The 22,813-nt window shown below is 67.5% G+C and carries 20 protein-coding genes and 1 pseudogene; 12 read left to right on the top strand and 9 right to left on the bottom strand.

Annotated elements, in window-relative coordinates:
- Nucleotides 1-38 precede the first annotated feature (38 nt).
- Complete coding sequence (locus AC07EQ_RS06230) at nucleotides 39-275, bottom strand: hypothetical protein (protein WP_478386856.1); 237 nt, start codon at nucleotides 273-275, stop codon at nucleotides 39-41.
- A gap of 85 nt (nucleotides 276-360) precedes the next feature.
- The gene (locus AC07EQ_RS06225) at nucleotides 361-1,158 is read right to left on the bottom strand and encodes an enoyl-CoA hydratase-related protein (RefSeq protein ID WP_478386855.1); all 798 of its coding nucleotides are present in this window, start codon (nucleotides 1,156-1,158) and stop codon (nucleotides 361-363) included.
- Between the two features lie 267 nt (nucleotides 1,159-1,425).
- Here AC07EQ_RS06225 and AC07EQ_RS06220 point away from each other — a divergent pair.
- Nucleotides 1,426-1,617, top strand: a pseudogene (locus AC07EQ_RS06220) (acyl-CoA dehydrogenase family protein); the annotation flags it as partial.
- 107 nt (nucleotides 1,618-1,724) lie between these two features.
- Nucleotides 1,725-3,035 (top strand): MFS transporter, encoded by a 1,311-nt coding sequence (locus tag AC07EQ_RS06215; RefSeq protein WP_478386854.1) that lies wholly within the window; start codon nucleotides 1,725-1,727, stop codon nucleotides 3,033-3,035.
- Nucleotides 3,036-3,301: 266 nt separating this feature from the next.
- Here the strand turns inward: AC07EQ_RS06215 and AC07EQ_RS06210 are convergent, their stop codons facing one another.
- Nucleotides 3,302-4,198 carry a LysR family transcriptional regulator gene (locus tag AC07EQ_RS06210; protein WP_478386853.1) on the bottom strand — a complete coding sequence of 299 codons (897 nt, stop codon included), beginning with the start codon at nucleotides 4,196-4,198 and terminating at the stop codon, nucleotides 3,302-3,304.
- 82 nt (nucleotides 4,199-4,280) lie between these two features.
- Between AC07EQ_RS06210 and AC07EQ_RS06205 the strand changes: the two genes are divergently transcribed.
- From AC07EQ_RS06205 to AC07EQ_RS06195, 3 genes are all read left to right on the top strand, one after another.
- Nucleotides 4,281-5,165, top strand: a complete 885-nt coding sequence (locus AC07EQ_RS06205) for a LysR family transcriptional regulator (RefSeq protein ID WP_478386852.1) — start codon at nucleotides 4,281-4,283, stop codon at nucleotides 5,163-5,165.
- 98 nt (nucleotides 5,166-5,263) lie between these two features.
- Nucleotides 5,264-6,298 carry an NADPH:quinone oxidoreductase family protein gene (locus tag AC07EQ_RS06200; protein WP_478386851.1) on the top strand — a complete coding sequence of 345 codons (1,035 nt, stop codon included), beginning with the start codon at nucleotides 5,264-5,266 and terminating at the stop codon, nucleotides 6,296-6,298.
- Nucleotides 6,295-7,503, top strand: a complete 1,209-nt coding sequence (locus AC07EQ_RS06195; RefSeq protein ID WP_478386850.1) for a CaiB/BaiF CoA transferase family protein — start codon at nucleotides 6,295-6,297, stop codon at nucleotides 7,501-7,503. The genes AC07EQ_RS06200 and AC07EQ_RS06195 overlap by 4 nt, the downstream gene beginning before the upstream one ends.
- Nucleotides 7,504-7,505: 2 nt before the next feature.
- Here the strand turns inward: AC07EQ_RS06195 and AC07EQ_RS06190 are convergent, their stop codons facing one another.
- Complete coding sequence (locus tag AC07EQ_RS06190; protein WP_478386849.1) at nucleotides 7,506-8,414, bottom strand: LysR family transcriptional regulator; 909 nt, start codon at nucleotides 8,412-8,414, stop codon at nucleotides 7,506-7,508.
- A 71-nt stretch (nucleotides 8,415-8,485) separates the two neighbouring features.
- Here AC07EQ_RS06190 and AC07EQ_RS06185 point away from each other — a divergent pair, with 71 nt between their 5' ends.
- From AC07EQ_RS06185 to AC07EQ_RS06170, 4 genes are all read left to right on the top strand, one after another.
- Nucleotides 8,486-9,367 carry a LysR family transcriptional regulator gene (locus AC07EQ_RS06185; protein ID WP_478386848.1) on the top strand — a complete coding sequence of 294 codons (882 nt, stop codon included), beginning with the start codon at nucleotides 8,486-8,488 and terminating at the stop codon, nucleotides 9,365-9,367.
- Nucleotides 9,368-9,511: 144 nt separating this feature from the next.
- Nucleotides 9,512-10,630, top strand: a complete 1,119-nt coding sequence (locus tag AC07EQ_RS06180) for an NAD(P)H-dependent flavin oxidoreductase (RefSeq protein ID WP_478386847.1) — start codon at nucleotides 9,512-9,514, stop codon at nucleotides 10,628-10,630.
- Complete coding sequence (locus tag AC07EQ_RS06175; protein ID WP_478386846.1) at nucleotides 10,627-11,721, top strand: acyl-CoA dehydrogenase family protein; 1,095 nt, start codon at nucleotides 10,627-10,629, stop codon at nucleotides 11,719-11,721. Before AC07EQ_RS06180 ends, AC07EQ_RS06175 begins: the two co-directional genes overlap by 4 nt.
- Nucleotides 11,722-11,726: 5 nt before the next feature.
- Nucleotides 11,727-12,899 (top strand): acyl-CoA dehydrogenase family protein, encoded by a 1,173-nt coding sequence (locus tag AC07EQ_RS06170; RefSeq protein ID WP_478386845.1) that lies wholly within the window; start codon nucleotides 11,727-11,729, stop codon nucleotides 12,897-12,899.
- A 44-nt stretch (nucleotides 12,900-12,943) separates the two neighbouring features.
- Here the strand turns inward: AC07EQ_RS06170 and AC07EQ_RS06165 are convergent, their stop codons facing one another.
- Nucleotides 12,944-13,843: an alanyl-tRNA editing protein gene (locus AC07EQ_RS06165; protein ID WP_478386844.1), complete on the bottom strand. Its 900-nt coding sequence runs from the start codon at nucleotides 13,841-13,843 to the stop codon at nucleotides 12,944-12,946.
- Between the two features lie 66 nt (nucleotides 13,844-13,909).
- Between AC07EQ_RS06165 and AC07EQ_RS06160 the strand changes: the two genes are divergently transcribed.
- On the top strand, nucleotides 13,910-14,137 hold the full coding sequence (locus AC07EQ_RS06160) for a hypothetical protein (RefSeq protein WP_478386843.1): 228 nt from the start codon (nucleotides 13,910-13,912) through the stop codon (nucleotides 14,135-14,137).
- Here the strand turns inward: AC07EQ_RS06160 and AC07EQ_RS06155 are convergent.
- The 4 genes from AC07EQ_RS06155 to AC07EQ_RS06140 form a co-directional block, all read right to left on the bottom strand.
- Nucleotides 14,134-15,279 carry a saccharopine dehydrogenase family protein gene (locus AC07EQ_RS06155; protein ID WP_478386842.1) on the bottom strand — a complete coding sequence of 382 codons (1,146 nt, stop codon included), beginning with the start codon at nucleotides 15,277-15,279 and terminating at the stop codon, nucleotides 14,134-14,136. The genes AC07EQ_RS06160 and AC07EQ_RS06155 overlap by 4 nt on opposite strands.
- Nucleotides 15,272-16,330 (bottom strand): Rossmann-fold NAD(P)-binding domain-containing protein, encoded by a 1,059-nt coding sequence (locus AC07EQ_RS06150; RefSeq protein WP_478386841.1) that lies wholly within the window; start codon nucleotides 16,328-16,330, stop codon nucleotides 15,272-15,274. The genes AC07EQ_RS06155 and AC07EQ_RS06150 overlap by 8 nt, the downstream gene beginning before the upstream one ends.
- Nucleotides 16,331-16,371: 41 nt before the next feature.
- Nucleotides 16,372-18,099 carry a thiamine pyrophosphate-binding protein gene (locus AC07EQ_RS06145; RefSeq protein ID WP_478386840.1) on the bottom strand — a complete coding sequence of 576 codons (1,728 nt, stop codon included), beginning with the start codon at nucleotides 18,097-18,099 and terminating at the stop codon, nucleotides 16,372-16,374.
- A gap of 73 nt (nucleotides 18,100-18,172) precedes the next feature.
- On the bottom strand, nucleotides 18,173-18,913 hold the full coding sequence (locus AC07EQ_RS06140) for a class I SAM-dependent methyltransferase (protein WP_478386839.1): 741 nt from the start codon (nucleotides 18,911-18,913) through the stop codon (nucleotides 18,173-18,175).
- A gap of 419 nt (nucleotides 18,914-19,332) precedes the next feature.
- Between AC07EQ_RS06140 and AC07EQ_RS06135 the strand changes: the two genes are divergently transcribed.
- Both AC07EQ_RS06135 and AC07EQ_RS06130 read left to right on the top strand, forming a co-directional pair.
- Entirely contained in the window at nucleotides 19,333-20,808 is a 1,476-nt protein-coding gene (locus AC07EQ_RS06135; protein ID WP_478386838.1) for a UDP-N-acetylmuramoyl-L-alanyl-D-glutamate--2,6-diaminopimelate ligase, read from the top strand.
- Nucleotides 20,805-22,274 (top strand): UDP-N-acetylmuramoyl-tripeptide--D-alanyl-D-alanine ligase, encoded by a 1,470-nt coding sequence (locus AC07EQ_RS06130; RefSeq protein WP_478386837.1) that lies wholly within the window; start codon nucleotides 20,805-20,807, stop codon nucleotides 22,272-22,274. The genes AC07EQ_RS06135 and AC07EQ_RS06130 overlap by 4 nt, the downstream gene beginning before the upstream one ends.
- The last annotated feature ends 539 nt before the right edge of the window (nucleotides 22,275-22,813 follow it).

Here is a 22,813-nt window from a genome sequence, read left to right as displayed (position 1 = left end):
CGTCCGCTCCCCGTGCTTGGCGAGTTCGTGACGTGCGGCTACCGCCAGGTGGACGTCGTCCGGTCCGTCGCGTCCGGGAGCCAGAGGTTCCACAGGCCGCGTTGCTTCGCTTCCGCTTTCAGCTTCTCGACAACGGGTGGAACGTCGTGGTCGTCGTAACCCAGCTCGGCGCGCTGATGGTGGTAGACGCTTTCGTTCGGGTAGACGAGCTCGGTCATGAAGGCGTCGACCTGGCTGAGCGTGTCCTGGGCGCGAGGGGAGAGTGTCAGGTCCACAGCGCTGGTCTCCTTGTCTTTCCAGGCGAACAGATCGGTGCTGGTTCTCCGCGCAACATGCCGTCCCCGGCGGGGCCCGTCGAGGTCAGCGCCCGATGAACTTCGGTGCACGCTTCTCCAGGAACGCGCGGGCCGCTTCGACGGAGTCTTCGGTGTGGGCCGAGTCCACGACGCGATCGACCTCGCGCGGCAGGTACTCGCTCAGCGGAGAAACCAGGGCGTCGTTGAGGTTGGCCTTCATGTGGCGCGTGGCCAGCGGGGCGAAGCCGGAGATCCGCCGGGCCACGGCGGTGACGTGGTCGCGCAGCTCGGCGGCGGGTACGACGTCGTTGAGCAGGTTCCACTCCAGGGCCTGCGCGGCGGTGAACTTCTGCGGGATCAGGAACAACTCGCGGACCTTCTGCGGTGCGGCCACCTGGCTGGCGAACCACACCGCGGCCATGTCGCCGGAGATGCCGGCGGTGAGGAAGGCGGTGTTGAACTTCGCGGTGTCGTTGGCGTAGCGCAGGTCGGTCGCCAGCGCGAGCCCGAGGCCGGCTCCGGCGCAGGCTCCGTTGATGGCCGCGATGGTGACCTTGGGCATCCGGTGCAGCAGCTCCACGCAGCGGCTGCCGTCGAGGACGTGATGGCGGTCGCGGTCCTTGGAGATCCGGGACAGCCCGCGGGTTTCCGGTGGGGAGGCGAGGTCGGCACCGACGTTGAAGTAGTCGCCGCAGCCGGTGAGGATCACGACGCGGACGTCGTCATCGGCTGCGGCCGCGCCCAGCACCTCGGCGAGCTCCGCCATGAACGATTTCGACACCGCGTTGCGCCGATTCGGTCGGTTCATCGTGATGGTCGCGACCGCGTCGTTCACTTCGTAGCGCACTTCTGCTGAATCCACGGACATCTCCTCGGCTTGTCGAGCGAACCGGCCACCATGCAAGTCCACCTCCGGTTGCCGCACCAAGACCGTTCCGCACGCGGACGCATAGGGCTGGCCTATGCGAGCCATCAAGTGCTCGTCGTTGTCCTGCGGTTCGCGTCGGCGTTTGCTCGGCGACAGGTCTCGACGTGACCGCACGTCGAGAACGGGCGGAGGGAAACGAGCGCCAGTGATTCGCAATCCGGAGGAGTTCTCGCGCTTCCTCGACGAAGTCCGGCGGTTCGTGCGGCAACGCTGCGTCCCGGGCGGGTAGCCGACCGGGCCGTGCAGATCCACGGTGGCAGCGGGTTCATCGAAGGCAACGACGTCGAGCGCTTCTACCGAGACGTGCGGTTGTTCCGGCTGTACGAGGGCACCAGCCAGACCCGCCAGCTCACCATCGCCGAACTCGCCCGCGCCGAGTACCGCGACACCTGAGACCGTGACCATTGCCGCTGCCTATGCGGTCGACACCGTTTGCGTCTTGGTCGCCTCGCTCGCGCAGACCGTTCAATACCACCGATCCCCAGTGGTGTGGAGGCAGGATGACGATCGACGAGCAGTTGCTGAACGGGCGCGGCGGGGCGGCTACTGAACGCAGGCGGACCAGCGCCTGGACGGTCGTGCTGCTGTGCATGTCGTTCATGCTGATCAACTTCGCGGACAAGGCGGTGATCGGGTTCGCCGGAGTCCAGATCAGGCAGGACCTCGGGTTGTCGGCGGAGCAGTTCGGGCTGGTGCAGAGCGCGTTCTTCTGGCTGTTCGCGGCTGGTGCGATCCTGGTGGGCCTGCTCACCAGCAAGATCAGCCCGCGGTGGATCGTGGTGGCGCTGATCGTGGTGTGGACGTTGACGCTGGTGCCGCTGGTCGGTGCGGTCGGGTTCGGAACCCTGCTGGTTTGCCGGATCATCCTCGGTTTCGCCGAAGGACCGGCGGCGGCGCTGGTGATGTCGATCGCGCACTCCTGGTTCCCGCCGGACAAACGAGCGCTCCCGTCCGGGGTGATCAACGCGGGGACCTCGCTCGGGCCGCTGCTGGCTGCGCCGACCCTGACCTGGGTGATCGCCGTGTTCGACTGGCACGCCGCGTTCATTGTGCTCATCGCCGCGGGGTTGGTCTGGTTGGTGCTCTGGCTGCCATTCGGTCGGATGGGCACCGAGAAAGCCACCGCCGTCACGTCGGCCGACCCTCTGCCGGAGCGGGTGCCTTACGGGGTGCTGTTGACCCGCCCAACGATCATCGGGCTCGGATTGTTGCTGTTCCTGGCTTATTGGGGCACCTCGTTGAAGGTGTCGTGGCTGCCGCTGTTCCTGCGCGAGGGCCTCGGCTACAGCGCCACCGCCACGGGGTACCTGGTGACGTTGCCGTACGCGGCCGGGGTGCTGGCCAACGTCGGTTTCGGGTTGTTGTCGAACTGGCTGAGCGCGCGCGGGGTGTCGAACCGGTTGGCACGGGGCTGGCTGGCTGCCGGGCTGGTGGTCGCCAATGGGCTGTCGATGTTGGGCTTCGCCGTGCTGGGGCAGAGCGGTCTGCAGATGGTGTTCGTGGTGCTCGGTTTCTCGCTGTACTCGGCGGCATTCGCCATCTCGTTCGCGGCGGTGTCGGACGTGGTGCCGACCAAGCAGCGCGGGGTCGTCTTCGGGTTCGTCATCGCTTTCTACAGCTTGGGGGGTGTGCTTGCGCCGATGCTCATGGGCTTGTTCGTCGGCGCGGGCGAGACCCCGGCGGCCGGCTACAGCTCCGGGTTCACCTTCACCGGTGCGCTGATGGCGATGGGATGCATCGCGGCGGTGTGGCTCATCCGTCCGGAGAAGGACGCGGCCGCGTTGGTGGCGCGGTACGCAACGCGTGGTTGAGCATCGTCCGGCCCGCGCCGTGCTGTTCGGGCCAGCACCGATGAGCCTTTTCCATCCTGGTCGGCCCGCAGCCCATGACGTTGCCGATGGATTTCCGCCTCGCCGGCACGCGTGCGCGCATCGGATTTGTCTTCGGACGACTCGGCATCGTGCCCGAAGCGGCATCATCCGAGCCGATTGGCGGTCAAGATGGACCTGACACCGACCCCTCGGGCGGCATGCGGCGACATCGCGAAGGTGGTGGGATGCGGTCGAAGCGACCCCCGTCAGGCGGTCGGACCCCGCCGCAGCGCTAGATCGCGCAGCGCCCGCGCGAACGGCGCGAGGTGACCAGGACGGTGCGTCAGCGCCTGCGGCAACAGGATCGGCGGGGTCAGCGACCGGACGACCGCACCTCGCACCTCTGCGAGGTCGGCGCTGCGACGGCCGGTCCACGCCATCCCGGTGCCGGCCAGCACCAGCGGGATCTGCATCGACCGGTTGGCCGTGACCACTCCGAGCCGAGTGCGCATGCCGGCCGCACGCAGGTGCTCCTCGACCGCGAGCCGGGCGACCGCCCCGCCGGGTGCGGCGACCACCGGCAGGTCGGGAATCTCCGCGAAGGGCAGCGGATCGGGCAGGTCGGGCCGGGTGTGCGGGGGCATGACAACGCAGAACTCGGTTCGCCCGATCAAGTGGGTGGTCAGGCCGGGCACGCTGTGCGGCCCGGCTGTCGGCAGATGGCAGAAGCCCAGCTCCACTCGCCCCTCGTGCACCTGCTGCAGCAGGACTTCTTCGTTGTCGGGTTCGGTCACCCGCACGGTGACGCCGGGGTGATCGCGCCGGAAGGCGCCGATCAGCTCGATCAAGGGCTGCTCGAACACCGGGTAGATGGCGGCGAGTTCGAGCGTGCCGGACGTGGCGCCGGACACTTCGGCGACGGAGGCACGGGCGGTGGCCAGGTCGCGCAGGATCTGCCGCGCGGGTTTGACGACCGCCTCGCCGGCGGGGGTGAGCACGAGCCCGCTCCCGACTCGGTGGAACAATGATGTCTTGAGTTCCCGCTCCAGTACCCGGATGGTCTGCGACACCGCAGGTTGGGTGAGTCGACGGGCGATCGCGGCCCTGCCCAGGCTGCCGTGTTCGACGACGTCCAGGAACACCTCGGCCTGCTTGAAATCCAAGGAAGTCCCCCCACTCTGGTTGGTCCGTTCGGGCTAGCCTAGTCGGCCGGTCGGTCACCGGCTGTTGGCTATTGTCGAGGCCATGGATTCGCGGCAGTTGAGGTACTTCGTCGCTGTTGCGGAGCACGGGGGAGTCACCAAGGCCGCCAAGGTTCTGCGGGTCGCCCAGCCGACCTTGACACAGGGCCTGCGCGCGCTGGAGCGGGACCTGGGCGTGGAGCTGTTCCACCGGGTTGGCCGAGGCATGGTGCTCTCCGCTGCCGGGGAGGCCTTGCTGGGGCCCGCGATGCAGGTCGGAGGCGGCCTTGCCGCCCTGGTGGACAAGGCCAGGCGCCTCGCGCGGCTCGACGGCGGATGGTTGAACCTCGTGACGAGCCCGGGCCTGGGCGTTGATCCGCTGTCCGCCATCATCGGCAGGTTCCGGGCCCGGTATCCGAAGGTGTGCGTCAACGTCCTCGACCCCGGCACGACCTCGATCACCGAGCTCCTGCGCACCGCCGCCTGCGAGATCGCGATGACGTTCCTGCCCGCAGCGGCGACCGGGATGGTGTCGGTGCCGCTGGGAGCCCGGCGATTGCGGCTCGTCCTGCCGCCGGAGAGCCCCATCGGCAGTCGCATGCCGGTCCGCCTGGCCGAGCTCGCCCGACTTCCCCTGGTGGTCGGCCCGCGCGGAAACCCGATCCGCGACCTCCTCGAAGTGAGCTGTGCCCCGGGATCGCCGCTGAACATCGCGGTCGAGACCGAGTCGGAGGAGCACGCCCGGGACCTCGTCCTGGCGGACGTAGGTGCGGCTCTGCTTCCCCAGTCGCTGGCGGAGCAGGCCGGATTGCGCGGGGCGTTGGTCCGGCGTACCGATCCCGTGCTCGAGCAGCGCATCGGCTTGGTGCACCGCAGCGGACCGCTCTCGCCCGCGGCAGGCGCCTTCCTCGACACGAGCCGCGAGTTCGCCGCTGCGCAGAACCTCTGATCGGCGCCGCCTATCCCTGTCCGCGGCAACTCGTCTTGGACGGTTCCGCAGCCTGTCGGTTGACTCGCCGGTAGCGACGTCGATCATCGGAGGTGCCAATGCGGACATGGCAGGTTCAGCAGCCCGGCGAGCCCGAGCGAGCGCTGCGGCTGGCGGACATCCCTGCACCTCGGCCGGGCCCGGGTGAAGTGCGGGTGACCGTCCGCGCGGCTGCCCTCGGCTTTCCGGACCTCCTGCTGTGCCAGGGGAAGTACCACGACAAGCCGCAGACGCCGTTCGCGATCGGCGGTGAGGCGGCCGGGACCGTCCAGGAGGTCGGCGACGGCGTCGACGAGTCGTTGGCCGGCTGCCGAGTCATCGTCATGCCAGGCCAGACCACGGCAGGGCTGCTCGCGGAGGAGGTGGTCGTTCCCGCGCAGCGATTGCTGCCGCTTCCTGGCGACATGAGCTGGGAGCAGGGCGCTGCGCTGTTCGTGGCCTTCCAGACTTCGCACCTGGCGTTGTTCCGCCGTGCCGGGCTCGCCAAGGGCGAGACGGTGCTGATCCACGGCGCGGCAGGTGGCATCGGCAGTGCCGCCGTACAGCTCGGCAAGGCGGCCGGGGCGAGGACGATCGCGGTGGCCGGCGGCGCCGACAAGGCCAAAGCGTGTTCCGAGCTGGGGGCCGATGTCGTCGTCGATCATCACGAAGACGACTTCGTCGCGGTGACGAAGGAGGTCACCGGCGGTCGCGGTGCCGATGTCATCTACGACTCGGTGGGCGGTGAGGTCTTCGACCGGTCCCGCAAGTGCATCGCGGTGGAGGGACGCCTGCTGGTGGTCGGATTCGCCAGCGGCACGATTCCGCAACTGCCGGTGAACCACGCATTGCTGAAGAACTACTCGGTCGTGGGTTTCCGGACCAGGCCGTTCCGGGACGACCCCGCTTACTGCCGCGAGATCCACGATGACCTGCTGCGCTACCGGGAGAAGGGCTTCGTGCAGCCGCTGGTGGACGTCGTCGCCTTCGACGACGTCCCGGCAGCGCTGCGCCGGATCGCCGATCGCGACGTCCTCGGCCGCCTCGTGGTGACCGTCGACCGGAATGACGTGCAGGTCGCTGGAACGGCGCGAGAAGGGATTCGCACGCGATGAGCGCACCCCTGAAAGGCATCAAGGTCATCGACTTCGGTCAGTACATCGCCGCCCCCGGGGCGGGAGCGCTGTTGGCGGGCCTGGGCGCGGAGGTGATCAAGGTTGAGCCGCTCGGCGGCGAGTCGGCCCGCAGCATCGGGAGCTTCGGCGACGGGATGCTTCGGGCCTACAACCGGGGCAAACAGGCGATTGCGCTTGACCTGCGGAAACCGCTCGGGCGGGAAACCGCGCGCCGGCTGGTCTCCGATGCCGACGTGGTCGTGCAGAACATGCGACCGGGCGCGATGGATCGGATGGGGCTCGGCGCCGGGGAGCTTCGCGAGCAGCACCCGGGGTTGATCTACGCCTCGGTCAGCGGGTTCGGATCGCACGGTCCGTCCCGGCAGCGCCCTGGTCTCGACATCGCTGCCCAAGCCGAGAGCGGCATCATGTCCCTGACCGGTGCGGCCGGTGGGGACCCGCAACGGGTCGGACTTGCGATCGTCGACGCGGCGACGTCGCATGCGTTGGCCCAGGCGATCCTCGCCGCGTTGTTCCGCCGCGAGCGCACCGGGGACGGAGCGGAGATCGAGATTTCGCTGCTGGAGGTGGCGATCCAGCTGCAAGCTCCGAACTTCGCCGAGTACTTCGCCACCGGGACCGTTCCGACGAGACGAGGCAACGGGCAGGCGACAGTCGCTCCGGCGGCCGACCTGATCTGCACCAGCGACGGCTTCGTGGTCCTGTCGGCCTACACGGACGCGCACTGGGCAACGTTGTGCCGCCTGATCGAGCGCACCGACCTGCTCACCGACCCCCGCTTCGAGACGAATGAGGTCCGGGTGGCCAATCGTCGGAAGTTGTTGCAGGAGTTGGGCGCGGCGCTTTCCGCGCGGAGCACCGAGGACTGCGTCCGCTGGCTGTCGGAGAACGGCCTCGTCGTAGGCGCGGTGCGCAACTACGAGCAGGTACCCGAAGCCGCTGACGTCGTCGCAGCGGGGATCTTCGCTCGCGGGTGCGACTCGGATGGCGGCGAGGAAACGTACGTCGGGTTGCCGTATCACTTCGTGGACTGGACGCCGGAGACCTCCGCGCCGACCCCGGCAGTGGGTGAGCACAGCATCGCCGTCCTGGAGCAGGCGGGTTTCAGCGCGGATGAGGTTGCGGCGCTGGTAGCCGGGGAAGTCGTGCGGGATGGCGCTCGAGGCGGTGCGCTCGCAGGATGACCTCAGTCGCTATGCGCGGCGGAGCTGAGCGCCAGGTCCAGGAATGCCTGGGCCGGCGGTGCGAGATGCCCGCGGCGGCGGAGTACGCCGTGGGTCAGCTCCACGGGCGGATCCAGCGAACGCACCGCGACGTCGACGGACGGGTTGCCCTGCGCGGAGGCTCGAGTGGTCCAGGCCATTCCGAGTCCGGCGGAGACCAACGGCAGTTCCAGATCCCGGTGTTCGGTCACCACGCCCAGTGAGGTGCGAACTCCCGCATCGCGCAGCGCGTTCTCCACGGTTTGACGGGCCACGGCGCCACGGGATACCGCGATTGCGGGTAGTTCGGGCAAGTCGGACAACGAGATCGGGTCGTCGAGCTGCGCGGCGAGCTCGACCGGCACCACCAGGCACAGTTCGTCATGGCCCAAGACGGTGATGTCGAGCTCGGGTTCCGGGTGCGAAGGGCTGCTTTCCGGGCCGGGCAAGTAGCCGAAACCGAGTTCCACCCGGCCCTCACGGACCCACTCGGCGAGCTGCTGTTCCGAGTCGGCCTCCGTGATCCGCTGCGGAATCTCGGGGTGCTGCTTGGCGAACGCGCTGACGAGGTCCAACAGCGGGTGGTAGATGCAGCCCGGCATCGCCGAGATCTGCAGTTGTCCGACGTCCGCACCCGCCAGTTCCGCGGCCGATGCGCGGACGGTGTCGGCGTCTCGGAGCACTTGCCGGGCCTGTTTGACCAGGGCGCTACCCGCCGGGGTCAAGGCGATGCCGCGGCCGATGCGGTGGAACAACTCGAGCCCGAGCTCCTGCTCCAGCGCCTTGATCGATTGCGTGAGCGACGGCTGCGCAAGGTGCAACGCCGCTGCTGCGCGCACGATGCCGCCATGTTCCACCACTGCCAGGAAGCACTCCAGCTGGCGAAACTCCACGGGTGTCCTCCCGGCACTGACTCGGACAACACCGTTGGTCCGATGCTAAGGACTGCATCTAAGCTGCTCTCGTGGACGTTCGCCAGCTCAGGTTCTTCCTAGCGGTTGCCGAGCATGGCAGCGTGACGAGCGCCAGCGAAGCGCTCTACACCGCTCAGCCCGCGTTGTCCCAGGCAATTCGGGCGTTGGAGGAGGAACTGGGCGCCGAGCTGTTCCACCGGGTGCCGAGAGGCATGGAGCTTTCCGCTGCAGGTGCGGCGCTGCTCGGGCCTGCGCATCAGATAGTGGGCGGCATCGCCGACGTGCACGACACCGTGCACGCGATCGCGGAACTGAGGCAGGGGCGGCTTGATGTCGTGGCACCTGCCGACCTCGCGCTCGACCCGTTGGTAAACCTGGTGGCACGGTTCCGCACGGCGCACCCCGGCGTCTGGGTCAACCTGCGGGACGTCGGTGAGCTGCAGGACGTCGCCACCGTCGTGTGCAGCGCGGGCTGCGAGGTCGGCCTCGGCTACCTGCCGGTGAAACAAGCACAGATCGTCGCGCATGTGCTGGGCAGACGGGAGTTGTCGCTCGCCCTTCCTCCGGGGCGTCATGGCCGACGCCCGGCCCTGCTGCGCGAAATCGCCGATGTGCCACTGATCCTTCCGCCACGGGGAACGGTCGTCCGCGATCTCGTGGAGCTGGCCTGGAGAGACCTGTGCGTCGAGCCGCGAGTGGTGATCGAAACCGATCACCTGGGAAGCGTGCACCGGCTGGTGCGGGCCGGGGTCGGCGCCGCGTTCCTGCCCCCGGCGTTCGCCGACCGCGCCGCGGCTCTCGGGGCGGTCGTGGTCGGCACGACCCCGGCTCTTGGACGGGAATTCGGTCTCCTGCACCGTGATGCGGTGTTGTCCCCTGCCGCGCGTGCGTTCGTCGCGCTGGCCACCGAGCCGCAGGGACGCGACGTGTAGCGATAGCCGCTCCCTATTCGGTCGACAACGAACTCGTCATGGACCGGACGCCGGGCGGCTGGTTTGAATGTCGCCACGTCGGACAGGTGCGCCGGCCGGGCCGTGTGATGCACGGCCCACCGTGGTCGATCGTGAGGAGCAGGGATGCCGGATCCCATCGCGCGCGGCGCGCTGCGAACCGAGCTGTGCGACAGGTTCGGGATTGAATACCCGATCTTCGCCTTCGCGCACAGCATCGAAGTGGTGGCTGCGGTGACCGAGGCAGGTGGGTTCGGGGTGTGGGGAGCGACCCGCAACACCCCTGAGGAAATCGCCGGCGGGCTCGCCGCACTGCACTCCCGCCTCGGTGCAAAGCCGTTCGGGGTGGATCTCGTGCTTCCGCAGGGCATGCCGGAGCTGGATGATCGGGAAGCCATCGAACGTGAACTCCCCGCCGAGCACCGCACCTTCGTGCGGAACCTCCGTGACCGGTACGGCGTGCCCGAAGACGGGCAGTCCGGCATGCGCTCGCGTTTCGTGCGTTCGGAGCAGGTAGCGCAGCGGCAGATCGAAGCAGTGCTGGCATCGCCGGTCGCGATGTTCGCGATGGGCATCGGTAGCCCACCGGGGACCATCCGCCGCGCCAAAGCCACCGGGAAGACCGTGGTCTCGCTGGTCGGCACACCGAAGCATGCGCAGCGCGCACTTGAGCTGGGGGCCGATCTGCTCGTCGCGCAGGGCTACGACGCCGGTGCCCACACCGGTACGGTGGGAACATTCTCCCTGGTGCCGAGAATCGTCGACATCGCAGGAGACGTCCCGGTGCTGGCAGCGGGCGGCGTGGCGACCGGTCGGCACGTTGCGGCGAGTCTGGCGTTGGGCGCCGCAGGAGTGTGGACCGGCACTGCCTGGCTGGCCACCCACGAACACGCCATGGAACCCGAGATCGTGGCGAAGCTGCTGCGTGCGGATGTCGATTCCACAGTGATCTCGCGTGCGGACAGCGGGAAAACACTGCGGCAGATCAAGACGAAGTGGTTCGAGGAGTGGGCTGCCGACGACGCGCCGGCGCCACTGCGGATGCCGTACCAGGACATCCTCGTCGGTGATCTGCTGGGCGCGATCGACCGGCATCGGGTGGAGCCGTTGATGCACAGTCCGGCCGGGCAATCGGTGGGCTACGTGACCGGAGTCGACAGCGTTGCCGAGGTGATGTCGCGCCTGGTGGCGGAATGGCGCACCGCTTTGGAAGGGCTGGTCGGCGGATCGGGGGAGACGGCGTGAGCCTCGCGGAGAGCGCAGAGCAGAAGCAACTCCGGGAATGGCTGCGCAGGTTCCTGCGCGACCACGCCCCGACGTCGACGACTCTCGAGGTGATGGAATCCGATGCCGGCTACGACAGGCGCCTGTGGAAGCTGATGGCGTCGCAGCTCGGTCTGCAGGCCATGCTGGTGCCGGAACAGTACGGCGGTGCGGAATCCAGCGTTGCTGACATCGTCGTCGTGATGGAGGAGCTCGGACGCGTGGTGCTCCCGAGCCCGTTTCTGCCCAGCGCCGTGCTCGCCACGCGACTGCTGGTCGACGGCGCGACGGACGCCGCACAGGCACGGCTGCTGCCGGAGCTGGCCGGCGGGGAGAGCATCGCCTGCGTGGTGCTGCCCGGCGACATCTCCGCGACGCGCCATGGCGACCAGTGGCGGTTGGACGGGCACAGCAGACTCGTGATCTGCGGCGACGTGGCGGACATCGTGCTGGTCGTGGCAAGCACTCCAGAAGGTCCTGCGCTGTTCGAGGCCCGCGCCGGCGCGAACGGGCTTTCCTGCCAACGCCTGCCCAGCCTGGACCTGACCCGCCCCTTGGCGGACCTCCACTTCGCGGCCGTGGCCGCCAACCGCATCAGCGCTCCTGGTGATGTCACCGCGGCGGCGGAGTCTTCGCTGGACATCGCCCTCATCGCGTTGGGCGCAGAGCAGGTCGGCGGCGCACGGCACTGCCTGAACCGCGCGGTCGCGTATGCGGCCATGCGAGCTCAGTTCGGTCGTCCCGTCGGATCGTTCCAAGCCGTCAAGCACGCTTGCGCGGACATGCTGGCACTCGTCGAACCCGCTCGTTCCGCGGTGCTCTTCGCCGCCCAAGCGGCCGATGCCGCCGATCCGGAGCTCCCGGCCTTGGCGAGCGTGGTCAAAGCGCACTGCCCCGCGGTTTACCTGCAGGTCGCGGCGGAGACGATCCAGCTGCACGGGGCAATCGGATTCAGCTGGGAACACGAAGCACACCTGCACCTCAAACGCGCCAAGAGCGGCCAATTGCTGTTCGGCGACGCTCGCCACCACCGGGAACGAATGCTGTTGTTGGCCCTGGACCGCTGGAGTTGATCTCATTGGACGCACCGGACACGGACTCGCTGCAGCGCCTGCAGGCCGAGGTCGCCGACTGGCTGGACCAACACGGTGCCGGCGGGCAGCGGCTGGAGTACGCGCACGAACCCTACGAACACGAGCCGAGCCCCGCTGAGCGAGACTGGATCGCCCTGCTGCGGGCCGGGCGCTGGCTGTGCCTGTCGTGGCCCGTCGAGTACGGCGGGCGGGGACTTTCCGCAGCGGAATGCCTGGTGGTGGAGGAGGAATTCGCCCGGCGCGGGCTGCGCCGTCCACTACTCGGGATGGGGGAGACTCTGCTGGCACCTGCGGTGTTGGCGCACGGCACAGAGGAGCAGAAGCGGCGGTTCTTGCCGCCCATCCTGGCCGGCATCGACGTGTACTGCCAGGGCTTCTCCGAGCCCGGGTCCGGATCGGACCTCGCGAGCGTGCGCACGACGGGTGTCGTCGAGGACGACCACTTGCGCATCGACGGCGAGAAGATCTGGACGAGCGGGGCGCAGCAGGCGAACATGATGTTCCTGCTGTGCCGCACTGATCCCGATCCGGAGGCCCGGCACCGCGGACTCACCTACGCCATCGTGTCCATGGCTGACAACGGGTTCGACATCCGGCCGATCCGGCAGGCCGCAGGGGCGCACGGGTTCGCGCACGAGTTCATCACCGGCGCCCGCACGCCGCTGGACAACGTCATCGGCGGCCTCAACCAGGGATGGCACGTCGCGATGACCACTTTGGGGGCTGAACGCGCCGGCGCGGCAGCTACCCAGCACTTCGGCTATCAGCGCGAATGGGAAGCCCTGGCACAACGACTGCGGGACACCGGGAGGTTGGCCGACCTGTGGGTGCGGCAGGAGCTCGCGCGGCTGCACATCGGTGTGCAGCTGATGCGCACCAGCGGAAGGCTCATCGCTGACAAGCTCGTCGCGGGCGAGTCGGTGGACGAGCTGCTGGCCGTGGACAAGCTCAACTGGTCGGAGTTCCACCGCGATTTCGGTGAGACCGCACTGGACCTGCTCGGCGAGCAGGCGGCGGTGCGCCCAACAGGCCCCGGATATTCGCTGGACCGCTTCCAACGGGTCTTCCTGGAGAGCCGTGGCCGCCGAATAGCTCGCGGCACCAATCAGATCCAGCGGAACATCATCGCCGAAAGAATCCTCGGGCTACCGAGGTGACGGTCCTCGACAAGAAGCGGGCGGCAGCGGATGACGCACACACCCTATTCGGGAACGTGAACTTCGTTCCGGATTTCCAGGATTCTGTCGTTGCTGTCGTAGGACGCGGCTGCGGTCATCGAAACGATCTCCCCGAGGCTGAAGACATGAGTACCTCCGCAGGGCATTTCCGCTGTGCCCCCTGGGATCTCGCATACCCACTGCCTGCGGTCGGTCAACGCGGGACCGGTGGTGTCGATGTGAACCGGGGCGTCGGATTCAATCCACCGTGCAAGTACGCGGTTGACGTCGTCGATGACGCCGGGCAGCTCGTCAAGAAAGCGGGCCGAGTCGAACCCGCGCTTGCGCAATGACTTGCCCAGCCTGTAGTGGTCGTGGCTACCGTCGACGTCATGCCGGGTACGGACGCAGGTTGCGTCGTCGAAGTCGTGATACCCACGCGAGTCGGTCCTGGTGGGTTTGCGCCACAAGTCGTGAGTGACTTCGTTGAGCGCGTAGGCCAGCAGGTGGCAGGCGGTGTGCGCGGAACTGAGCCTGCGCCGCCGGTGCTCGTCGACGACGAGCGTCACATCGGTGCCGATGCTCAACTGCGGAGCCGCTGCGGCGTCGACCACGTGCGCAACGCAGAAGAAAACGCCGGTTTCGTTGCGGCTGGCGTCGATCGCCCCACCGACCATCCACGGATCGTGGCCGCGCCGGGCGGCAGTGACGGAATCGTGCACCGTGAAAGTCGTGCTCCCAACCTCTAGCTTGCCGTGGTCGGCCGGCTGGTCGGGCCATAGCGGGTCGAGCGGGTGGAACGGGGTGACGTCGCTGATCACCAGCAGCCGGGAGTCGTTGTGTGGATCGGTCAGCACATTGACGACGGTGGCGATTTCGCGCAGTGAGCCGGACGGATATGTCACTACCGTTGCATCGAATTCGCCAGAGTGCGGAGCGTTCACGCGATCGAACTATAGCACCTATCGTTGCCCTAGAGTGCTGGTCAAGCGATTGTGCCTGATTGTGTGATGCCCGAGATTCCGATGCAGCAGGAAACGGAGGTTCTGCAGGAATCTTTCGCCGAATGCTGCCGCGCCGTGAAGCCGCGGCCAGGAGCCCGCCCGTTCGCGCGCGATCGCCGGCAGGCGATCCACTCCGCGCTCTGCCGCTATCGATCGGCAAGCCACCTCGCCGAATTCGCCGTTGCTGGAACTGTCACAGTCGTCACATCAGATTCGGCGGGGCAGAACGTCTAGTCCCCGTAGCGCTCGGCCGTGATGCCCTGCAGGGCCAGGTAGGTCAGCCAGCGCTCGACCGAGTCCGGATCCTTTGTGGCCTGATGCAGACCCTGGGACACCCGGCCTTCGGTCACTTCAAGGACCCCACACGCGAGAGGCACCGATACCAGCCAGGGCGTCGCTGCCTCTCGCTCGGTGCCCATGGCGTCGAGGACGTATTCGCCGCGCCAGCTTTCACCGCTGTCCGTGCGGACCTCCAACTTCACCGACATGACCACGCGGTCATGGTCGGATGCCGAGGTGGGGTGGCGTTCGGCAAGTTCGGCCGCCAGCGCGGTGATGCGTTCGTCGCTTGCCGAAGGCAACTCCTCGAACACGTCCTTCCAGGCTTCGCTCCAGCCGTCGAGGCGAAGGGTGCCGCGGACGAAGTCCTCCAGCTTCCATCTGGCCGGGATGTTGTACGTCCGGATGAACGGCACGCTGTCCCGGTTCGGGTAGACCTCGAAGACCTCGCCGTTGACCACCTGCTGCCTGGCGGACTTCCACGGGTGGACCAGTTTTCGTTCCACACCGCCGTTGATCAACCGTGCCGGGGTCAGCAGGGCAGTGAGCACGCCGCGCGGTGCCCAGCTGAACCGGTAGCGAAAGTCGTTGGCCACGGCGGGATTGCTGCCGCAGTAGGAGGTGAACCGGGCGATGGCGGCGCAGTCGCCGATGACTGCATCGGCCTCGTGCACGAGCTTGTGGGCGAGCAGGTGATCGATTCCCGGGTCGAGGCCGACCTCGGTGAGCACGACCAACCCGCGCGCGGCGGCCTCCTTCGACTGTTCGGAGATGCCCGGGCTGACGTAGCTGGAGCAGACGAAGTGCGCGCCCTTGTCGATGGCCAGCCGCAGCAGCGTGGGGTGTTCGACGGCCGGGAGCATTGAGACGACCACGTCGCCCTCGGTCAATTCGGCAGCGAGCGCATCGCGGTCGAAGGAGCGGGGCTCGGCACGGCCCATCAGCCCCAGCCTTGCCAGGCGGTCTTCGGCTTTCCGGACGGTGCGGCCCCAAAGCAGGGTGGTCGCGCCGTCGCAGACCAGCCCCAGACCACTTCCGGTGGACATGCCGGTACCGATCCAGTGCACGCGGCCGGTCGGGGTCGTCAGATCAACCATCGCCCACTCCTCCCTTCTCAGCGAGCCGAGCTGCGGCGTCGCGGAACTGGTCGTGGCAGTGTTCCCATGCCCTCTCACCGTCGTGCACCGTGCGCAGGTGCGGCACCAAGCCTGCGGAGAACGTCGTGCTGGACTCATGCGGTAGCAACGACGGCAGGTTGTCGATGGCGATCACGTCCAGCTCGGGCGGACCGGAATGCAGGCGTCGCACCGGCTCGGCCCAAGTGGTGGCCTTGTCGTTGACGGGAAGTCGGTTGCACGCGGAGGTCAGGTCGCACGTGACGTCGGAAAGCGTGGTCAGCTTCCGGTCGGTGCGCCTCAGGTCATCTTCGGTGAGGAAAGGAATACCGGGCTCGGCGGTGCCGACGGAGTTGACCAGGATGTCATGGGCGAGCAGCCGTTCGCGGTCGAGTTCCTCCGTCTCCTGAACGTCCCATTTGGTGGTAGGCACACCGGCCACCGCCAGCGCGGTGCACGCGCCGTCGCCGGAACGGCCTAGCGCGCCTATGACCAGCGCCCGTTCATCGGCGGATGTGCGGGGCAGCTTGGCGTCCAGTTCCCCGCGAGATAGTGAGCGCAGCGGCGCGTCGAGCTCGCCGCGGTGATGCAGGACGCCCAGCGCGGCACCCACGTATCCGGCCCAGAATCCGAATGCGGCGACCCTGCGACCGGCCTCGTCGACGAGTGCCTCCAAGTCGAGCAGGGCGCCGCCGCCGGCGGTGAAGCGTCGCAGGAGATCGGCACCACCGGCTTGGCCCTTGTAAGCGTGGCCGAAGAAGATGTGCCGGTGGGTCAACACCTGCGCCTCCCGCGAAGGTGCCTTCAAACCGAGGATGACCTCGTCCGGTGGAGCTTCCGGCCAAGTGTCACTCGGCACGATGCGGCAGCCCACCGCGGCGTACTCCTCGATCGGGTAGGCGCGCTGTTCGGCGACCTCCACGGTGACCTCGACCCCGGCTGCGACCAGTGCGGCGGCGTCGGCGGGGACGAGCGGGGCACGCTGCTCGTGCATCGCGACTTCCCGGCGCAACCACAGACCTTTCCTGCTCATCATCTCCGCGAGACTTCCTCCGTTCACGTGGCCGGTATTCCTCAGTGGATGGGCCGGGTCGTCTCCTGCCCGGAGATCGCGGCCTGCCAGCTCGCGACCGGAGGGAGAAGGTCCATGTGCTCGGGCACCGCGATGTGCAGGACCGACGGATCGGCAGCGTCGGCCGCCTGCTTGGCTAGTGCGGACAGCTCTTCCCGGGTGTGCGCGCGAACGCCTGCCAAGCCCGTGCCATGCGCGAGCTGCACCGGGTTCAGCGGTCCGGGGTCGACGGCGAAGTAGCGACCTCCCGCATACAGGTGCTGGATCATCTTGATCCATGACATCGACGTGTTGTCCAGCACCACGAAAGTGATCGGAAGGCCCAGCCGGCAGGCGGTCTCCCACTCGGCGACCGCCATGGCTACGCTGCTTTCCGTTGTGAGGCACAGAACGCGCGCACCGGGGTGCGCCATGGCGATACCGATGGAAGCGGGAATGGCGAAGCCCATCGGCCCATGCCCTCGCGGGATCACCACCCGCCAGCCGTCTCCTGGGGCCTCCCAGTAGCTCGACAGGTAAGGCGTCGGCGTGCCCGCGTCCGCAGCGACCCAGGTGTCCCGGCCGAATGCCTCGGCCAGCGTGCGAACGACTTCCCTCGGATGCAGGACATCATCGCCAAGCACCTTCGTGCCCTGCTCGACGCGCTGCGCCCACTCGGTGCGCGCAGCGGCGAGTTCCACGATTCGTGCCTTGAGGATGCTCTTGCCCGCTGCGGGAATCGCATCGGCGAGCTGTGCCAGTACCGCCTTGGCATCGCCGACCAGTGCGGTGCTTCCCGGGTAGTTGCGGCCGGCTCGGGTTTCGTCGGAATCGATGTGCAGGACGCGCGCGCCGGCGTCGCGGGCAGGCGCAGTGAAGCTCAACGTGTCTGTGGCGTTGGCCCGGGTACCGACGAAGAGCACGCAGTCGCTCTCTGCGATCCACGCGTTGGCGTAGTCGCGGGCGCCGTTGTTGCCCACGACCCCGAGGGCGAGTGGATGCGCTTCGTCGAGCGCTCCCTTGCCGTGAATGCTGGTGGCCACCGGAATCGCCGCGTGTTCGGCCAGCCCGCGCAGCTCGGCCCAAGCCCCGGAAAGATGCAGGCCGCCGCCCGCGATGATCATCGGTCGACGGGCGGCGGCCAGCAACCCGGCCGCGAATCGCACCGCGTCTCGTGCCGCGGGTGCCCGGTGCCGAGGGATGACGGCCTTGCTGACCGCTTCGCCGACGATGCCCGCGGTCGTTGTTTCGCTCTCGAGCACGTCCTCGGGAAAGTTCAGTGCGACCGGCCCAGGTCGCCCGGTGGTGGCGGCCCGGACCGCCTCCTCGACCAGGGCGGGTATGTCCTTGGTCCGGACGGCAGTGCGCCGCCATTTGGTGCATGCCGCGAATAGCGCCGCCTGGTCCATCTCGCTGATCGGCGCCGTGCCGGCGCTGCGCGTGCTGTTGTCCGTGGTGATCGCCAGCAGCGGGATGCTGGCGGCCAGTGCCTCGGCCAGCCCGCTGGCCAGGTAGACCGCACCCGCCCCGCTGGAGGCTTCGCAGCACCCGAGCCTGCGTGCGGTACGCGAGTACGCGTCTGCCATGAAGCCGGCGTGCCGCTCGTCCCGGACCAGCACGTGCCGAATGAACTCGGATCGCCGCCTGAGCGAATCGTAAAGCGCGATGCTGGTATCGCCGGGGAACCCGAATACCGTGTCGACCCCGTGCCGCACCAGCTCCTCGACGAGCAGGTCCGCTCCGTCGCGCATTGGGCCACCATTCCTTTCGCAACCCCGATCAGCCGGGTCGTCGGCGCAGATCGCTTCGCTTCGCCGTCTTCTGCTACCCCGTCACGTGACTGGTCACGATGGATCGGACCCGCTCCCCGGTCAGCGGCCGGTTGTAGCAGAATTCGCTGACTTCGGGATCGTCGAAGTTCGCAGCAATGATCTGATCGCTGATGAAGTCGCCGGACAGCCAGTGGAACCCGTCCACTCCGGGAGCCTTTTGAACGTTCGAGCCGTCGTTCGGGGTGTCGTTGGAAGCGACGAGGGTGGCGGCCTTCGATTCGGAGCCCGGCCTCGGCTCCAGCCAGGAACGAATCCGGGACAGCGCAGGAACCAGACCGGTCACCGGGTCGTACAGGTGTCCCAGCACACCGTCGATGTAAGCCACCGACCAGGTTTCTTCCGGCGCCCACTCGTAGATGTCGGCCAGCATCGCGTCGACGCCCTTCTCCCGGGCCAGCTCCACCGCGTCGGCCATGGCGTCGATGGCCACGACCTGGTAACCGCAGCGCACGAGTTCGGCTTCCACTGCCGCGTTGCCGCAACCCAGGCTGAGCAGCCCCCCGCCGTTGCGGTCCAGCTCGGCCATGAGCAGGTGCACCATCCACGTGCGGTATTCGACGTTGTAGGTGGACGGGGTGACCGAGTCGCCGCGGCTGCCACCGTTCTCCCAGACATGAAAAAGAGTCGCCTTGTCGGTGCTCTTTCTTATGTAAAAATTGATCAGGTCATCCTTTTTGTCGAACTGCGGTTCAAACACTGTCGGCCCCCCCAGAGGCTGCGGATCCAGCTCCATTCGGCAGTATCGATGGGCTACATGCTAGGCGCATCAATTCGGCAGTGCAGGGCGCCGAGTGATGCCACGAACCACGTCGTGGAACGAGCGTTAATCGCGATCCAGCGCATATCGCGATCTGTCGCCGGAGTATCGCTCCAGCTGATCTGGGCATACATCAGTCAGGGCACCCGCAGTCCAGGGAGCCTCTGAGGTTCCGCCACCCGCACCGCCACGCAAAACGAGGTTGGAAAACCTCATTGATCTGCGTTTGATCGAAAAGCGATATAGGTTGACCTTGTATATCGTGGCGGTCGGTGCCACGGACAGCGGCACAGTCAACATCGAGAGCCGTTCAGTCGCGTGTTCGTTCATTCGAACAATCTCAAACATGTTCGGCGCGTACCGAGTGCAGATGGGAGTGCCAGTTGCCAGTGTGGTTGTCCGATGCCGTCGCAAGATTGCACGCATGCCAACGTCTCGGTGATGCCGAAATAACCGACTGCACTGCCGACAGCCGCGAGGTCAAGCCTGGCTGGCTGTTCGCGGCAGTGCCGGGAAGCCGCACAGACGGCCACGACCATGCTCCCGAAGCCGTGTATTTCGGCGCAGCGGCACTGCTCGTGCAACGGCGCTTGCCGCTGCCCGTTCCGCAGGTCGTGGTGCCCTCGGTCGCGGCAGCTGTGGGACCGATCGCCGCCGCCATCCACGGCGATCCTGCCACAGCTCTGAAACTCGCGGGAATTACGGGCACGAACGGCAAGACCACCACGACCTGCCTGCTTCAAGCCGCGATGAACGGCGCCGGGTGGCCCACCGGGATGACGAGCACTGTGGGAAACGACATCGGCGACCACCGAGAGCACGCATCTTTGACCACACCGCCGGCGCCTGACCTCCAACGCATGCTCGCACGCATGGGCGCGCAGGGAGCCATTGCGGCAGCAATCGAAGTTTCCTCACATGCATTGGACCAGTACCGCGTAGAAGGAATCCAGTTCACCGTCGGCGTCTTTACCGGCCTGCGACCCGAACATCTCGACTACCACGGCACCATCGAGCAGTACTATGCGTGCAAGGCGTCATTGTTCACACCAGAGCGCTGTCAGCATGCCGTCGTGTGCATCGACGATCAGTGGGGGCAGCGCCTGGCGCATCAGGCCACCGTTCCGGTCACCACCGTCGGAAAACACCCGGACGCCGACATCCGTGTGCGACTCGGCACGACAGATCTGAACCGGATCAGGCTGGAATGCGGCGACGGGAGCGTCGAAGTGCGCACGCCGTTGACATGCTCACATCACGCGACGAACGTGGCCGCCGCGTATGCGGCCGCGCGAGTGCTGGGCGTGCCACCGAACGCCGCCCACGCCGGAATGGAATCGCTCACCCACATACCGGGGCGGTTCGAGCGTGTCCAGGTCGGTCAGCCGTTCCCCGTAGTCGTCGATTTCGCCCACACCCGGGATGCGGTGGAGGCTTTGATCAACACCGCCCGGAGGCTGGCGCCGCAGGGTCGCGTGATCGTCGTGGTGGGCGCAGCCGGTGGCCGCGACCGGTTCAACCGCCCTGAGCTCGGCGCGGCGGTCGGCACGGCGGATCTGGTGTTCCTCACGACCGACGACCTGGGTTACGACGACCCGCACCGCATCCTCGCCGAAGTTCAGCTCGGGACTCTCGGGGCACGGGATGGCGCGCGGGTGGAAATCGAACTGGACCGCCCGAAAGCCATCCGGGCGGCAATCGCCATCGCCCGCGCAGAGGACGTCGTGCTCCTCGTCGGACGTGGGCACGAAAGTCACCAGCACGTCAACGCTGAGCTGCTGCCCTGCGACGACCGAAGCATCGCCCGTGCTGCGATCACCGCAGCCGGTTGGAACGACCGCGCCGAGACGGCTGTGGAGGGGAGCCGATGATCCGCCTGAGTCTGGCCGAGATCGCCGAAGCAGTGAGCGGGCGGCTGCATCGAGCCTCCGGCTCGGAAATCGTATCCGGCGAAGTGGAGTTCGACTCTCGGCAGGTGCACGTCGGTGGCCTTTTCGCGGCGTTGCCCGGCGGGCGGGTGGACGGACATGCGTTCGCCGGTAGGGCGGTGGCCGCCGGTGCTACTTCGGTACTCGCTGCGCGTGAGGTCGACGCCCCTGCGGTCATCGTGCCTCCTGTCCCGCCGCACCGGATGGGCGCGGAGCGAATCGCCGGTGACGGCGACGGTTCGGGCGCGGCGGTCCTTGCCGCGTTGGCGAAACTCGCACGATATGTCGTAGACCGGCTGCCGGAACTGAACGTGGTGGGTGTGACCGGTTCTTCCGGCAAGACCTCGACCAAGGATCTCATCGCGCAGCTGTTGGCCCCGATGGGGCCGACAGTGTCACCACCTGGCTCGCTCAACAACGACCTCGGCCACCCGTGGACGGCCCTCCGTGCCGATTCGGCCACCAGGTACCTCGTGTCGGAACTGGCCGCCGACAGGGTCGGGGACATCGCAAGACTGTGCACGATCGCTCCACCCCGCATCGGCGCGGTGCTCAACGTCGGGAGCGCGCACTTGGAGAAGTTCGGCTCGCGAGAGGCGATCGTGCAGGCCAAGGGAGAACTCGTGGAGGCATTGCCTGCACGGACGGCCGCCGAGGAAGGTGCGGCAATCCTCAACGCCGATGATCCCTGGGTGATGACGATGGCCGAACGCACGACGGCAAAGGTCGTTCTGGTGGGAGAAACCGCTGCCGCCGACGTGCGGGCCGAGGACGTTGAACTCGATGACGCCGCGCGGCCGTCATTCACCCTGGTCGCACCCGGTGGCAAGGCTCATGTGCAACTGGCGCTCCACGGACGGCACTACGTGGCGAACGCGCTCACAGCTGCAGCGATCGCGCTGGAACTCGGGGCGGCATTGGACGACGTTGCTGACCGGCTGTGCAGTGCGCGAAGGCTCTCTTCGCGGCGGATGGAAATAGCCGAGGCGGAATCCGGTGCCACTGTGATCAATGACGCTTACAACGCCAACCCGGAATCGGTGCGTGCAGCATTGAGCGCCCTCGCATTCATGGCTCGACGCAAGCGGGGGCGCGCGTGGGCTGTTCTGGGCGAGATGAGCGAGCTCGGACCGATGAGCCAAGACATGCATCGTGAAACCGGGCGTCTGGCTGCCCGCCTGGGAATCGGCAATGTCGTCACCGTTGGTGATCAGGCACGCGCAATACAGCAGGGCGCCGTGGTCGAAGGACTGTCGGAGTGCCGATCGGTCCCAGATGTGGGTGCCGCTACCGCGCTCTTGTGCGACGAACTGCGCTCTGAAGATGTGGTACTCATCAAGGCATCCAATACGGCTGGCCTGTGGCGAGTTGCAGAGGACCTGTTGGGACGAACTGAAGAACCGGCGTGAGGCCCAGCAGCGGCATCGCTGTCTCGAAGAAACCGAACACGCATGCGACGTTCAGCCGCAGTTGTGCGTTGACCCCAGCCGGCCGAGGGCGATCGATGTGGCGAAGTTGCCAGCCCTGGCGACAAGGCACTGGCGCAGGGCTGTTTCGGGGTTCGCCCGGCGTTGACCTGGCTTACGCTGGTGGTTCGCCAACGTGCTTGTGTGTCTGGGAGGCGTGTCGTGGCTACAACGGCGCCGAACGCAACGTCGGGCGCTGGTGCGCGGCCAGAGCAGCGCTCGCGAGCTGCGGCGGTCAGCCTGCCGCGTGGTTGGGGGGATGTGGCCGGCGCGGCCCGCTCGGTACGAGATGGCTTGCCGTCGCGAGAATTCATGGTTTTCTGCGGCGGCCTGGGAGCGTTGTGGGCGCTGTCGATGATCGAGTGGCCGGTTGCCGCAGCGATCGGCGTGGGGGTGCTGATGGCGCAGCGGGCCGCCGGTGCACGATCGCCGGCGTCTAGTTCGAACAGGTCAGCGGAATCGGCTCGCGCGGCATCGAACAG

It is taken from the genome of Saccharopolyspora sp. NPDC045839 (assembly GCF_056431645.1).
This window is presented reverse-complemented; position numbering and strand designations above follow the sequence as displayed.

Bases quoted from the DNA above. Each gene is read 5' to 3' on its own strand.
- AC07EQ_RS06215 (WP_478386854.1), top strand. From the start codon at position 1,725: ATGACGATCGACGAGCAGTTGCTGAACGGGCGCGGCGGGGCGGCTACT.
- AC07EQ_RS06205 (WP_478386852.1), top strand. From the start codon at position 4,281: ATGGATTCGCGGCAGTTGAGGTACTTCGTCGCTGTTGCGGAGCACGGG.
- AC07EQ_RS06200 (WP_478386851.1), top strand. From the start codon at position 5,264: ATGCGGACATGGCAGGTTCAGCAGCCCGGCGAGCCCGAGCGAGCGCTG.
- AC07EQ_RS06195 (WP_478386850.1), top strand. From the start codon at position 6,295: ATGAGCGCACCCCTGAAAGGCATCAAGGTCATCGACTTCGGTCAGTAC.
- AC07EQ_RS06180 (WP_478386847.1), top strand. From the start codon at position 9,512: ATGCCGGATCCCATCGCGCGCGGCGCGCTGCGAACCGAGCTGTGCGAC.
- AC07EQ_RS06160 (WP_478386843.1), top strand. From the start codon at position 13,910: ATGCCCGAGATTCCGATGCAGCAGGAAACGGAGGTTCTGCAGGAATCT.
- AC07EQ_RS06155 (WP_478386842.1), bottom strand. From the start codon at position 15,279: ATGGTTGATCTGACGACCCCGACCGGCCGCGTGCACTGGATCGGTACC.
- AC07EQ_RS06150 (WP_478386841.1), bottom strand. From the start codon at position 16,330: ATGAGCAGGAAAGGTCTGTGGTTGCGCCGGGAAGTCGCGATGCACGAG.
- AC07EQ_RS06145 (WP_478386840.1), bottom strand. From the start codon at position 18,099: ATGCGCGACGGAGCGGACCTGCTCGTCGAGGAGCTGGTGCGGCACGGG.
- AC07EQ_RS06140 (WP_478386839.1), bottom strand. From the start codon at position 18,913: ATGGAGCTGGATCCGCAGCCTCTGGGGGGGCCGACAGTGTTTGAACCG.
- AC07EQ_RS06130 (WP_478386837.1), top strand. From the start codon at position 20,805: ATGATCCGCCTGAGTCTGGCCGAGATCGCCGAAGCAGTGAGCGGGCGG.